Below are 13,495 nucleotides of genomic sequence, written 5' to 3' on the forward strand. Positions count from 1 at the left end.
AGGAGTACAAATGGAGTTCAGTGTAAAGAGCGGTAGCCCCGAAAAGCAACGCAGTGCCTGTATTGTCGTCGGTGTGTTTGAGCCTCGTCGCCTCTCCCCTGTGGCCGAGCAGCTTGATAAAATCAGCGACGGCTACATCAGCGCACTGCTGCGCCGCGGTGATCTGGAAGGTAAACCCGGCCAGGTGCTCCTGCTGCACCATGTCCCGAATGTCCTATCAGAGCGCGTATTGTTGGTCGGCTGCGGCAAAGAGCGTGAGCTCGGTGAACGTCAGTATAAAGAAATCATCAAGAAAACCATCAGCACCCTCAATGAAACCGGTTCAATGGAAGCGGTCTGCTTCTTAACCGAGCTGCATGTCAAAGGCCGTGACACTTATTGGAAGGTGCGCCAAGCGGTTGAAAGCACCAGAGACAGCCTGTACACCTTTAACCAATTCAAAAGCGTTAAGCCAGAAATTCGCCGCCCACTGCGCAAAATGGTGTTCAACGTTCCAACGCGTCGTGAGCTGAACCTGGGTGAGCGCGCCATCGCGCACGGATTGGCGGTTGCCTCTGGCGTTAACGCCTGTAAAGACTTGGGCAACATGCCACCGAACGTGGCCAACCCGGCATACCTTGCCTCGCAAGCGCGTCGCCTTGCCGACGATTATGAAACGGTCACAACCCGTATCATCGGCGAGCAAGAAATGGAAAAACTGGGCATGCATTCGTACTTGGCGGTTGGCCGAGGCTCAAAAAATGAGTCGATGATGTCGATCATGGAGTACAAAAATAACCCTGACCCAGACGCCAAACCGATTGTATTGGTGGGTAAAGGCCTAACCTTTGACTCGGGCGGCATTTCCATCAAGCCTGGCGCCAACATGGACGAAATGAAGTACGACATGGGTGGCGCTGCCTCCGTGTTTGGGGTAATGCGCGCGCTGGCCGAGCTCAACCTACCGATTAACGTTGTTGGGGTGCTGGCAGGCTGCGAAAACATGCCAGACGGCCAAGCCTATCGTCCGGGTGATATTCTCACCACCATGTCAGGCCAGACAGTAGAAGTGCTCAACACCGACGCCGAAGGCCGCTTGGTACTGTGTGACGCCCTCACCTATGTCGAGCGTTATGAGCCAGAGTGTGTGATCGATGTGGCGACCTTAACGGGCGCGTGCATCATGGCCTTGAGCCACCACATCAGCGCCTTGATTGCCAACCAAAACCCATTGGCGCACGATATTATTAACGCCTCAGAGCAAGCCGGTGACCGAGCGTGGCGTCTGCCAATGGCTGACGAGTTCCAAGAGCAGCTCGACAGCCCGTTTGCCGATATGGCCAATATTGGCGGTAAAGGTGGCGGCACCATCACCGCCGGGTGCTTCTTGTCACGCTTTGCCAAGAAATACAACTGGGCGCACCTGGATATCGCGGGTACCGCATGGAAAAGCGGCGGTAAAGAAAAAGGCTCAACCGGCCGCCCCGTGCCATTGTTGGTGCAATTCCTACTTAACCGCTCTGGCCTAGAAGTGGAAGAGTAACGAACACAAGGAGGCCAACCGGCCTCCTTTTTTTGTTCACGCTTTATTCAATACTGGTGTCAGTGCGCACAATCGGCTATGTTGTTGGGCTCGCGCTACCCGGACACCCTGCTTTTGGGACGGAGGCCGTTTCTCATATTTAGGAGCGTATATGCCCACCGCCACCTTTTATTTGCTATCGCCGACTGATTCAGCCGACGATACCGAACGCCCGGGGCTAACACCCGAACAGCAAGCGCGTGAAAGCAAAGACAGTGACACGCAACAACGTGACACACAAATCATAGTAGCAACCGCTATCGAACTGGCTTTTTACTACTATCAACAAGGGCAACGCATTTACCTGGCCGCGCACGACCAAGCCCAAGCGCATCAACTCGATGATCTACTGTGGCAACGTGACCCGGATGTATTTTTGCCCCATAACTTGGTCGGTGAAGGGCCGCGAGGCGGCGCACCGGTGGAAATCGGCTGGCCTGGCGTACGTCATACGGGTCATCGCAGCGTGCTTATCAATTTGGCGACAGAGCCATCAAATTTTGCGCCTTCGTTTGCACAAGTGGTAGACTTCGTCCCTTGCGATGAGACGCTCAAACAGCACGCGCGTCACCGATATAAAGCATACCGACTGGCAGGCCTGCAACTTCATACCCTGGCCATCGACCAATCGCCCAAACCTTGACGATCTTTCAAGAGCGCTATGGAAAAGACATATAATCCACAATCAATCGAAAAAGCGCTGTATCAGCGCTGGGAAGAGGCGGGCTATTTCCGACCTCATGGTGATACCAGCAAAGATGCATTCAGCATCATGATCCCGCCTCCAAACGTGACCGGTAGCCTGCATATGGGCCACGCGTTCCAGGATACCATTATGGATACCCTGACCCGTGCCGCACGGATGAAGGGCAAAAATACCCTATGGCAAGTGGGAACGGACCACGCCGGTATCGCGACGCAGATGGTCGTGGAGCGCAAGATCGCCGCCGAAGAAGGCAAAACCAAACACGATTACGGTCGTGAGGCCTTTGTTGACAAAATTTGGCAATGGAAAGGCGAATCTGGTGGCACCATTACTCAACAATTGCGCCGCTTAGGGGCCTCTGTCGACTGGGATCGCGAACGCTTCACCATGGATGAAGGCTTTTCCAATGCCGTCAAAGAAGTGTTTGTTCGCCTGCACCAAGAAGACTTGATTTACCGCGGTAAACGCCTGGTGAATTGGGATCCTAAGCTGCACACGGCCATTTCTGACTTAGAAGTGGAAAACAAAGACAAGAAAGGCCACATGTGGCATTTCCGTTATCCACTTGCTGATGGCGCCCAAACCGCCGAAGGCAAAGACTACATCGTGGTGGCCACCACTCGTCCAGAAACCATGCTGGGCGATACCGGTGTTGCGGTCAACCCAGAAGACCCGCGCTATAAAGACCTGATTGGCAAGCACGTATTGCTGCCTGTGGTCAATCGTCGCATCCCAATTGTGGGCGATGAGCACGCCGACATGGAAAAAGGCACCGGCTGTGTGAAAATCACCCCCGCGCACGACTTTAACGACTACGAAGTCGGCCAGCGCCACCAGCTACCGATGATCAACATCCTGACCTTGAACGCCGACATTCGCGATCAAGCAGAAGTATTTGACCATAAAGGCCAGCCAAGTGATGCGTTCGATAGTGCCCTGCCAGAAAACTACCAAGGCCTGGAGCGTTTTGCCGCACGTAAAGCGATCGTGGCCGAATTTGATGCGCTGGGCTTATTGGATGAAATTAAAGATCACGATCTGACCGTGCCGTATGGCGATCGCGGCGGCGTAGTGATTGAGCCAATGCTGACCGACCAGTGGTATGTGCGCACCGCGCCATTAGCAGAGCCGGCGGTAAAAGCTGTTGAAGACGGCGATATCCAATTTGTGCCTAAGCAGTACGAGAACATGTACTTCGCGTGGATGCGTGATGTGCAAGATTGGTGTATTTCACGTCAGCTTTGGTGGGGTCACCGCATTCCTGCGTGGTACGACGATCAAGGCAATGTCTATGTGGGCCGTGACGAAGACGAAGTGCGTCGCGATAACCAGATTGGCGACGACGTCGCGCTGCGCCAAGACGAAGACGTGTTGGATACTTGGTTCTCCTCCGCGCTTTGGACTTTCGGTACCCTAGGCTGGCCAGAAAACACCGATGCACTGAAAACCTTCCACCCCACCGATGTGTTGGTATCAGGCTTTGATATCATTTTCTTCTGGGTGGCGCGCATGATCATGATGACCATGCACTTCATCAAAGATGAAAACGGCAAGCCACAAGTGCCGTTTAAGACCATTTACATGACCGGTCTTATCCGCGATGAAAGTGGCGCCAAGATGTCAAAATCCAAGGGCAACGTACTCGACCCGCTCGATATGATTGACGGCATCAGTGTTGATGACTTGGTTGCCAAGCGCACCGGCAATATGATGCAGCCGAAGCTGGCAGAAAAGATTGAAAAGGCGACCCGTAAAACCTTCGAGAATGGTATCGAAGCCCACGGCACCGACGCACTGCGCTTTACCCTCGCGGCATTGGCCTCAACCGGCCGTGACATCAACTGGGACATGAAGCGCCTTGAAGGGTATCGCAACTTCTGTAACAAGCTGTGGAACGCCAGCCGTTACGTGCTGATGAACACCGAAGAGCAAGATTGCGGCATGAGCGGCGGCGAGATGCAATTCTCATTGGCCGATCAGTGGATCGAGTCTCAGTTCCAGCAAGCTGCGAAAGACTTCAACACTCACCTCGACAACTATCGTCTCGATATGGCGGCTGGTGTCTTGTATGAGTTTATCTGGCACCAGTTCTGTGACTGGTACTTAGAGCTCACCAAGCCCGTACTGTGGAAAGGTGACGACGCACAGCAACGTGCGACCCGTTACACCCTGATCACCGTCTTGGAAAAAACCTTGCGTCTAGCGCACCCTGTGATCCCATACATCACGGAAGCGATTTGGCAGAGCGTCAAACCACTGGTTGACGGTGTCGACGGCGACACCATTATGAACCAGCCGTTGCCGCAATTTGATGCCAGCCGTATTAACGCGCAAGCCTCAGAAGACATTGAGTGGGTGAAGCAGTTTATTGTCAGCATCCGTAACCTGCGCGCAGAATACGACATTGCGCCAAGCCAGCCGCTTGAAGTGATGCTAAAAGCCGCGGATAGCCGTGATGCTGAGCGTGCCACCCGCAACCGCACCACCTTGAATGCCTTGGCAAAACTCGGCAACTTCACCGTGCTTGACGGTAGCGAAACCTTGCCTGCGTGTGCCTCTGCGTTGGTCGGCAGCTCGGAGATCTTGATCCCGATGGCGGGCTTAATTGATAAAGACGCCGAGTTAGCACGTCTGGATAAAGAAATCGCCAGAGTCGAAGGTGAAATCAAGCGTGTTGAAGGCAAGCTGGGCAACGAAAGCTTTGTCGCCAAAGCACCTGAAGCCGTGGTGGCGAAAGAGCGTGAAAAGCTCGACGGCTACCGTGAGAGCCTCACCAAGCTTGGCGAGCAAAAAGCGACGATCGCCGCGCTATAATCCTCGGCTCACTCAGCCTATCAAGCCACACCGCTCGGTGTGGCTTTTTTATATCCCACCTCAGCGCAACCTTGGCTTGGTCAGCTTTTAAACGCTTGTTATCCCTAGCACTGATCGCCGTTGATAGCTCTGCTCTATGTAAAAGATAGTGAGAACCGTTTTTATTTATCGACAAAGACACGACATACTGTCAGTGTTGATTAAACGCGTGTTGCCAATAAGGAGCTACACCATGAAGAAGACACTCAGTTTTGCGGCTATCCACTTTTCTATCGCCTTTACCGTGGCCTATGTGCTAACCGGCGATATCATCATTGGCAGCCTGATTGCGATGACCGAGCCCACCGTCAATACTGGCGCGTTTTATCTTCATGAAAAACTCTGGCAGCTTAGCCGCCAAGCGCGCCCAGCGGTCAAAACGGCCAGCTTTGCGGTGATACACTTTAACGTTGCCTTTTTGGTGGGCTATTTAATCAGTGGCGATTGGCTAGTCGGTGGCGCACTGGCGCTGGTTGAGCCGAGCATCAACACCTTGGCGTACTTCTTCCATGAAAAGGTGTGGCAGCGCCGCCATGCGGTAAAACCGGCACCGCTTCACTTGGGGCATCATCATTAAAAAAACCATCAGTTTAAGCACGGTATAACTCACATCGCGGGGACCACTGGTAGCGATTAAAAGGCAGTATCTCCTTGATTCTCGCTTCACAGACGTTTACCTCGGCTCCGTCAATATTGCTATCAACCCCTGCCAGCTTTTCCTGCAGAAACACGCCGCGTTGTGAAAAGCCATCTGGTGAGGTAATTTATTGATACATATATAATTCGGAGTGTATTCATGGCCCAGGATAGGCCCCAAGATTTACACGAGCCAAGCTCACACGCACCTTTAACCGTGCGTTTAATGACACCAAACGATAACCCTGCGATTGCCGATGTGATTCGTCGCGTCTCTGCCGAGCATGGTCTCAGTGCCGATGCCGGGTTTAGCGTCGCTGATCCCACCCTTGACTGCCTTAGCGAGCAATATACGCACCCGCAAGCGGCCTATTGGGTGATTGAAGCCGATGGGGAGATCCTCGGCGGTGGCGGTATTGCCCCTTTGCCTGGACACGATAGCGTGTGCGAGCTACAAAAAATGTATTTTTTGCCAGCACTGCGAGGCAAAGGGATGGCGAAACAATTAGCGATTCAGGCGATGGAAACAGCGCGTGCATGGGGCTATCAACGCTGTTATCTCGAGACCACCGCCAACCTCACCGCCGCCATTGCCTTGTATCAATCACTCGGCTTTACCCCGTGTGCGCGCATGGGCAACACCGGTCACGATAGCTGTGAAGTCACCATGATAAAGACGCTCTAACCCCACTAGGCACAAAAAAAGCCACGTTAACGTGGCTTTAATCAGTATGTTTTATTCGGCGATCGCGCGTTACTCGCTCTCGGGAGCGTCGTCTTCATCCGATTCGAAGTAAGTGCCCCAGCCGTCGTAATCAATGTTGTGCTTATCCGCTAACGCCACCAACTTTTCAACTTGCTCATCAATGCGCTCAGCATTCAAGGCCGTTTCCATCACTGCATCAAAGCAAACAATAGTGCCGCCCTCTTCCAGCTCAAGCTCTTCAGCCTCGGCCACTTCAAAGCCCATTTTAAAGGCTTCTACCGCCGCATCTTCCAGCGCTTCAAAGGTATCGGCACACAGGTGGTGCTCAATGGTATACAGCGCATCAGGATCACTGCCATCGGCGAGAAGCTCCTCGATGATCATCCGCGTTTCTTGGTGTTGTTGTTCGATAAGTTCAGCCTGTGACATAGACGCGACTCCAGAAAATGAATACGGGCGCAATATGGCACGGTTTAGCAAAAAATGCCACGTTCCATCATAGTGTCACTGATGAGAAAACCGCCAAGTTAATGAAATTTCTGTGACCTTGCTAGTCCGGCGAGATTGTTAGTGATTTGTAACATTGACCTCCCCCGAGAAGGTTGTCATTATTCGAGCATCCAAGGAAGAGATGAGACACGCCCACCCTGTGCAAACGGCCTGCATTCCCACCTAACCGGTGAGTACACCTCCCGTGTGTGCAAAGCGCTGTTTGTCTCATTACCTGGCCCGTATTAAGGAAAAAGAGGACCTACCATGAGTGAGTTTTACGTTGGATCCGAAGTTGGGCAACTGAAGCGTGTACTGCTTCACCGCCCTGAACGAGCGTTGAACCACCTGACGCCATCTAACTGCCATGAACTGCTGTTTGATGATGTATTGGCCGTTGAGCGCGCAGGCGAAGAGCATGATATGTTCGCCCGCACACTGACCGACCAAGGCGTACACGTTTACCTACTTCACGATTTACTGGTCGAAACCCTCGCGGTGCCAGAAGCCAAGCAATGGCTGCTCGACACCCAACTCAATCAATATCGTCTCGGTTATCAGTTCGCCAGTGATGTACGCGCTTATATGGCGGACATTGACCACAACACCCTGGCTGACATTCTACTTGGCGGTTTAAGCTATATCGACTTGCCCGTGCAATCATCCTCGATGATGCAGGCCATGCATGATAAGACCGACTTTGTGATTGAGCCACTGCCTAACCACCTATTTACCCGCGACACCTCGTGCTGGGTGTATGGCGGCGTATCACTCAACCCCATGGCCAAGTCGGCGCGCCAACGCGAAACCAACCACCTACGTGCCATTTACCGCTGGCACCCTGAATTTGCCGATAGCCCGTTTATTAATTACCTCGGCGATGAAGTACGTGACTACGACAACGCCATGATTGAAGGCGGCGATGTGCTAGTTATTGGCCGCGGCGCGGTGTTAATTGGTATGTCCGAGCGCACCACCCCACAAGGGGTTGAGCAACTGGCACGCAGCCTGCTGTTTAGTGGCCAAGCCAAAGAAGTGATTGCCGTGCAACTGCCGAAAAACCGCTCGTGCATGCACCTAGATACGGTGATGACCCACATGGACGTGCACACCTTCTCAGTCTACCCCACTGTGATGCGCCCCGACTTGCCATGCTGGCGCCTAACTCGCAAAGGCGAAGACAGCCTTAACGTGGAAGCGCAGTCTTGCTACCTTACCGCGATTGAAAAAGCACTCGACGTTGGCCCGCTGAACATCATTACCACCGGCGGTGACAGCTATGCTGCTGAGCGCGAACAATGGAACGATGCCAACAACGTGCTCACGGTCAAACCTGGGGTGGTGATTGGTTATGAAGGCAACACCTACACCAACGAGAAATACGACAAAGCCGGAATCAAGGTGCTCTCGATCCCGGGTGACCAACTAGGTCGTGGCCGTGGTGGCGCGCGCTGTATGAGCTGTCCGCTCGAGCGCGACGGTATCTAAGGCTCTCCGGTTCAACGTTAGCCGCTGCCTCGCCAGCGGCTTTATTTTACCGTCTACTGTTATGTTTACTGGCAAACTCCTACATTCACGCCCGCCAACCGAAATTTAAGCCGCATCATCACTTCTTCATCATTATCAGGATGTTATTAAAGCTCGGCCGAAGAATCGGTTAAGAGGCCTCATTCTACTGTCATACTTTTTGATGAGTGAGCATTTACTCTAGTACCAGAAATAATTAACGTCGCCACAAGGTGACACGTTTTTTGTGAACGGTACTCTCACCTCGGCGCTTTACACATAGCGTGTTAGGACAGAGACATCGCACTATACAAACGTTAGTCCGCTAACGTCAGTTGAAGTACACAAGAGGACATGCGATGAATAAGAAAATACTGATTTCGCTGCTATTAGTCGGCTTTACCCACACTTTTACCCCCGCTTTTGCCGGCAATGCAGATAACCGAGTGGTCACAGTCAAGCGCGACACCGCCAAACAGCTTAGCCGAGACTATGCGGAAATCGCCCCAACGCTAAAGCGCAACATTAATAGTTATGGCTTAAATGCCCCCTTGTCGGCACTGACAAAACCTGAAGCGCGCAGCTCACGCAGCAAACGCAGCCTGGATACTCAGCTACACAGCGCTGACCGTGCGTTGCGTGAAGCGCAAGGCGTCGAAGACGTCGCCGACCAACTGCTCGAAGTACGCTTAGCCGACCCCAGTATGCTGGCGCGCTGGCAGGCCGGCCAAGCGCCTTTGTTTGCTTTTGAACCGGCAGGCGATGAAAAGACCTGGACCCAAATCGAAGCATTTGATATCGAAGGCAACACCCATTGGCTAGACGTCTATCAAATGCCAGACCGCCCGGTATTGGTGGTGGATACCAATGGTAAAACGTCTCTTAAAGCCGGTCTGGAAGTGATGCGTCGCACCTTGGCCGAGCAGAACCCTGCTCCGCGGATGCGCCGAAGTGCGCGCATGATGGCACAAGGGCCCGCGGAGCCGATTGATACCACGGTGCTAAAAACTATTCGCCTAGAAGACGATCAAGAACCGTGGATCTCCGGTGCGGCAGAAGTGTATGCGATTGTCACCGGCGTCAACCCTAGCCGAGACGAACCCACGCTCGATATCGTCGATATGCCTTATTTAGACTACGACCAAACCACCTATCATCCTAATCAGGTAATGATCCACTGGGACCGCTATCGTTGGGGCGCGGCAGACGTGATCTTAATGGAGCAAGACGACGGCACCAACTACAAAGAGCTGGCGCTGAAACTTAACGAAGTGGCGAACGACATCCTGGCAGCAATCCCAGATTTAGAAGTGCAAGCCTATCGCGTGGTCACCAAAATCACCGGCAAAATCATTGAAGCCATCCCCGACGGCTGGCTCACCAACGATGATGACTTTGTCGATGTCTACTACACCCTACTCAAAGGCCGCGAATACCGCGACCACCCCAGCGCCGGCGGCAACACCACCGCCACCTGGGAACCACTGACCATCGAACCGACAGAGTAATGATGGACTGGAGATAGAAAGCCAAAACGCAGCCGTGGGGCTGCGTTTTTTCACTGTGACTTTACTGCCCTGGATCTCTATTACTCGTTCCCACGCTCCTGCGTGAGAATGCATACGAGACTTGAACCATGAACTGAAATCGTTACAAAATCTTCAAGCCGAACTTGTCGAGTTTGGTTGCCCTGATTCTGCTGAACGGATCTCTGTTCTTACACGCTCGGACCCCGTCATACTTGGCAAGCCTTATAAAAGAAGTGATCGTTTCATCTAGCTCCCCTAGTTTAAGTGCCTATCTAACTGACTTTTTATTACACAGAAATGTGCAAAAAAATGCAGCTTTCAACATTTTTACGCGCATAAAAGTGTATTAACCAACACTTTTACGCGCGTCATAGTGTATTCATTGAGAGGAGAATGAAGGCGGGAGCAAGCAGGTCAACAACTTGTAGCGGTGATTGGCATTAGCGCGTTTATACGCCGGTTATTCGGATGTGTGATGATGAGACACATTTTCCAGCCGTTCTGCCAACCACATTTTAATGATTGACTGACGTGTTACGCCCACCCGGCTAGCCTCACGATCTAAGGAGGCTAACATCCACTCGGGGAAGTCCACGTTCACCCGTTTCTGGGTTTGTCTTGGACGCTTAGCTTTCGATAGAGCAAGATCATCTACAATGTCATCGTCACTCTCAAACTTGGCATCAAATTCATGCGCTTTCATATAAGCTCACCTCCGCTTTCCGTGAACGCCTGACAGAAATGATCCGAATATTGTTACCACGATATGTGACTACGCCAGACCAATACTTACCGTTTAACATGCCGATCACCACATACCTTGGCTCATCGCTTGTCTTGGCAGGAATTTCAATAAGATAAGGATCGTCCCACAAACCTTGCGCGGTTTGGAAGTCAATTCCATGCTTCGTCGCATTTAACCTGCTTTTGTTCTCATCGAATTCAAATCCACCCATGAGTAAAAATTATACTCTTTTTGCATACTGTGCAACCTACTAGCAAGAGATAACAGCTCAGCCGAGCTCGCCGCTAAACTCGTTCCCACGCTCCCGCGTGGGAATGCATACGGGATTTGAACCAAGCCAGAAGCGTTACAAAACTACCGAGCCGCACTTGTCGAATTTGGTTACTCTGATTCTGCTGAACGGATCTCTGTTCTCACACACTCTTACACCGAGGCCAATTTTGGTTTACTCGTTCCCACGCTTCCGCGTGGGAACGCATACGAAACTCGAAACCTGAACAGAAGTCGTGACAAAACCATCGAACCGTACTTGTCGAATTTGGTAGCTTTGATTCTGCTGAACGGATCTCTGTTCTTACACGCTCTAACACCGTGGCCAATATTAGTTGGCTACTACAATGACAAAATTTAGACATCGATGGTGCCATTGGCGTAGGTGACACAAGCCCCTGCAAGATGTCAACTATGATGCACTATGCCGCCTGGGCGCCTGTCACCTTTGGCGCCAAATTTAACATCGAGGTTAATCTTTGGCTTTAATGTCCGATGGCGCCGTGCAACGGGCGCGCGGCGGAAATCACACCAAGCTTGCGCGATCGAGAAGGCGCTTATGCCGACCTACGCGTACTTTAACGTCGGTGGTGTTACTCGTTCCCACGCTCCCGCGTGGGAATGCATACGAAACTCGAACCCTGAACAGAAGTCGTGACAAAACTATCGATCCGTACTTGTTGAATTTGGTTGCTCTGATTCTGCTGAACGGATCTCTATTCTCACACGATCTAACACCGTGGCCAGTTTGGGGCAGCCACAACGCTCATAGCTTTACTTTTGTGTGCTCATATTTCTTACGTATTTTCATCGGAGCAGTTTTGATACATAGGGAACATTCCTTAACTTATCTTTCCATGGCAAACCATATCCGACAAGGAGATCATCGTTTTCCATCTCATAGGCATGATACTGGACTTCAGGTATATCAACTCGACCGGGCTTTACAAACAGTGTTGCTATAGATAATGACTGTAACTCGAACTGTTCATTCAGATAGTGTGCGATACGTTTCATCGTCCCACCAGACTCAATAGCGTCATCAACTAAAATGACATTACTCGCTTTTAACTCTATGTTCTGATGAAATACGATAGCAGAATTATTGTTTTTATCTCCCGGTGTGTGGGGGCAGGAAATGTAGTCCATGCTTATATCAAATGTGATTTCTCGTACTAAATCGGCGGTAAAAAGTATGCCTCCTGGTACTACTGTGATAATAACTGCGCTCTGGTTCTTAAAGCGTTGATTCAGATCCCCTGCTACCTGACTTACGCCTGCCTTGATCTGACTTTGATTTAAAACAACCTCTCCAATATGCTTGTTTCTCATCGCTTATCCTCATTACATACACTGGTGTTATGGTGAGACTAATCACCTCAAGAAATCGTAGGAGAGGCGTTAGCTTTTTGTTTTAATGCATATTGCCTCAAGAGTCAGATACAGATAAAATAGATTTTTTCTATTAAAATATCTAAATTTTCGATGCTAAGACACCTCGCTAGCCATTTACCGTACTTTTCCGCTGTTGCGAAGAACCTTAGCTTTTCAAAGGGAGCGGATGAACTGTCAATATCACAGTCCTCTATCAGTTATCAAATCAAAAGCTTGGAAGAGAAACTGGGGTTTAAGCTCTTTGTGAGAGGACAAGGTAGCAAGGTTGAGTTAACTACTAAAGGGAAGAGCTTGTATCAAGAGTACATAGTTCTTGAACGAAACTTTAACCAAGTTGTTTCTGATACTCAGCTAAGCAAAAGCAGGACTAAGCTGGAAATCACGGCTCCGATTGACTTTGGCATTAAATTGCTCACACCTGCGTTATCGCAGTTAGAAACGGATGAGTTAATCGTTAATTTGGATTTAACCGACAATGTTATCGACCTTAAACAAAGCCGTTTTGACTTTTCTATCCGCAACAAAACCGATGAGACCGGATTGGAGTATATCCCATTAATAGCATTAAAAAATCTATTGTTTTGTAGTCAATCCTACGCTAAATCAAATAGTGTTTTCACTTTTAGTCATATTAAAGAAGATCATCGCTTGATAGTGAGAAGCGCAATAAAAAGTAACACTTGGGAGCAACTATTCCATCAGTATGATAGAAACTTCTTTAATCATAAAAACATGCAGGTTATCAACAACAGTTTTGGTATCTACCAGGCTATCGTCGCAGACGCTGGAATTGGTATCTTGCCAGAGTACTTTATAAAAGAAACCAACCACCAAAAATTTCATATTTTTGACGAACCTTTGAATGAAACTCAGTTTTTTTTAGCCTTTCAGCCTTCTTATATAGCAAAGAAATGGGCTGTTCGTATCAAAGGGCATCTTATTGAGTCTATCGAAAGCCAAAGGCGATTTAGTTCAGGGCGAGCGCATGAGTGTTTATTTTTCAACCATCGCCGGTATGCCTGCGGCTAAAACCTTTTCTAAGAAACTGGGATTCATGAGACAGCGCTTCTGTTTGGCCACCAAGCTGATCTTGGTCGGC

Annotated in this window: 12 protein-coding genes; 8 read left to right on the plus strand and 4 right to left on the minus strand. The window is 50.6% G+C overall.

Going from position 1 to position 13,495, the window contains the following annotated elements:
• Nucleotides 1-10: 10 nt before the first annotated feature.
• The 5 genes from pepA (at nucleotide 11) to EHW56_RS08845 (ending at nucleotide 6,441) form a co-directional block, all read left to right on the plus strand.
• Entirely contained in the window at nucleotides 11-1,522 is a 1,512-nt protein-coding gene (gene pepA, locus EHW56_RS08825; RefSeq protein WP_152795076.1) for a leucyl aminopeptidase, read from the plus strand.
• Nucleotides 1,523-1,673: 151 nt separating this feature from the next.
• Nucleotides 1,674-2,204, plus strand: a complete 531-nt coding sequence (locus tag EHW56_RS08830; protein ID WP_077606070.1) for a DNA polymerase III subunit chi — start codon at nucleotides 1,674-1,676, stop codon at nucleotides 2,202-2,204.
• A gap of 18 nt (nucleotides 2,205-2,222) precedes the next feature.
• The gene (locus EHW56_RS08835; RefSeq protein ID WP_152795078.1) at nucleotides 2,223-5,081 is read left to right on the plus strand and encodes a valine--tRNA ligase; all 2,859 of its coding nucleotides are present in this window, start codon (nucleotides 2,223-2,225) and stop codon (nucleotides 5,079-5,081) included.
• A 232-nt stretch (nucleotides 5,082-5,313) separates the two neighbouring features.
• The gene (locus tag EHW56_RS08840; protein WP_077606068.1) at nucleotides 5,314-5,697 is read left to right on the plus strand and encodes a DUF2061 domain-containing protein; all 384 of its coding nucleotides are present in this window, start codon (nucleotides 5,314-5,316) and stop codon (nucleotides 5,695-5,697) included.
• Nucleotides 5,698-5,916: 219 nt separating this feature from the next.
• Nucleotides 5,917-6,441: a GNAT family N-acetyltransferase gene (locus tag EHW56_RS08845; protein WP_077667368.1), complete on the plus strand. Its 525-nt coding sequence runs from the start codon at nucleotides 5,917-5,919 to the stop codon at nucleotides 6,439-6,441.
• A 69-nt stretch (nucleotides 6,442-6,510) separates the two neighbouring features.
• On the opposite strand, the gene rraB is transcribed toward EHW56_RS08845, so the two are convergent.
• Entirely contained in the window at nucleotides 6,511-6,891 is a 381-nt protein-coding gene (gene rraB, locus EHW56_RS08850) for a ribonuclease E inhibitor RraB (protein WP_077578682.1), read from the minus strand.
• Between the two features lie 327 nt (nucleotides 6,892-7,218).
• Here rraB and arcA point away from each other — a divergent pair, with 327 nt between their 5' ends.
• The gene (arcA, locus tag EHW56_RS08855) at nucleotides 7,219-8,439 is read left to right on the plus strand and encodes an arginine deiminase (RefSeq protein ID WP_077667369.1); all 1,221 of its coding nucleotides are present in this window, start codon (nucleotides 7,219-7,221) and stop codon (nucleotides 8,437-8,439) included.
• A gap of 377 nt (nucleotides 8,440-8,816) precedes the next feature.
• Nucleotides 8,817-9,965, plus strand: coding sequence for a DUF3103 family protein (locus EHW56_RS08860; protein ID WP_152795080.1), 1,149 nt, complete (start codon nucleotides 8,817-8,819; stop codon nucleotides 9,963-9,965).
• 481 nt (nucleotides 9,966-10,446) lie between these two features.
• Here the strand turns inward: EHW56_RS08860 and brnA are convergent, their stop codons facing one another.
• The 3 genes from brnA to EHW56_RS08875 form a co-directional block, all read right to left on the minus strand.
• Nucleotides 10,447-10,689, minus strand: coding sequence for a type II toxin-antitoxin system BrnA family antitoxin (brnA, locus tag EHW56_RS08865; protein WP_077484198.1), 243 nt, complete (start codon nucleotides 10,687-10,689; stop codon nucleotides 10,447-10,449).
• On the minus strand, nucleotides 10,676-10,942 hold the full coding sequence (locus EHW56_RS08870; protein ID WP_152795082.1) for a BrnT family toxin: 267 nt from the start codon (nucleotides 10,940-10,942) through the stop codon (nucleotides 10,676-10,678). The genes brnA and EHW56_RS08870 overlap by 14 nt, the downstream gene beginning before the upstream one ends.
• 866 nt (nucleotides 10,943-11,808) lie before the next feature.
• Nucleotides 11,809-12,333, minus strand: coding sequence for a phosphoribosyltransferase (locus tag EHW56_RS08875; RefSeq protein WP_152795084.1), 525 nt, complete (start codon nucleotides 12,331-12,333; stop codon nucleotides 11,809-11,811).
• 153 nt (nucleotides 12,334-12,486) lie between these two features.
• On the opposite strand from EHW56_RS08875, the gene EHW56_RS08880 reads away from it, so the two are divergent.
• Entirely contained in the window at nucleotides 12,487-13,425 is a 939-nt protein-coding gene (locus EHW56_RS08880; RefSeq protein ID WP_152795086.1) for a LysR family transcriptional regulator, read from the plus strand.
• The last annotated feature ends 70 nt before the right edge of the window (nucleotides 13,426-13,495 follow it).

The sequence above is a fragment of the Salinivibrio sp. VGrn1 genome (genome assembly GCF_009377995.1).
Classification (GTDB): Bacteria; Pseudomonadota; Gammaproteobacteria; order Enterobacterales; family Vibrionaceae; genus Salinivibrio; species Salinivibrio siamensis.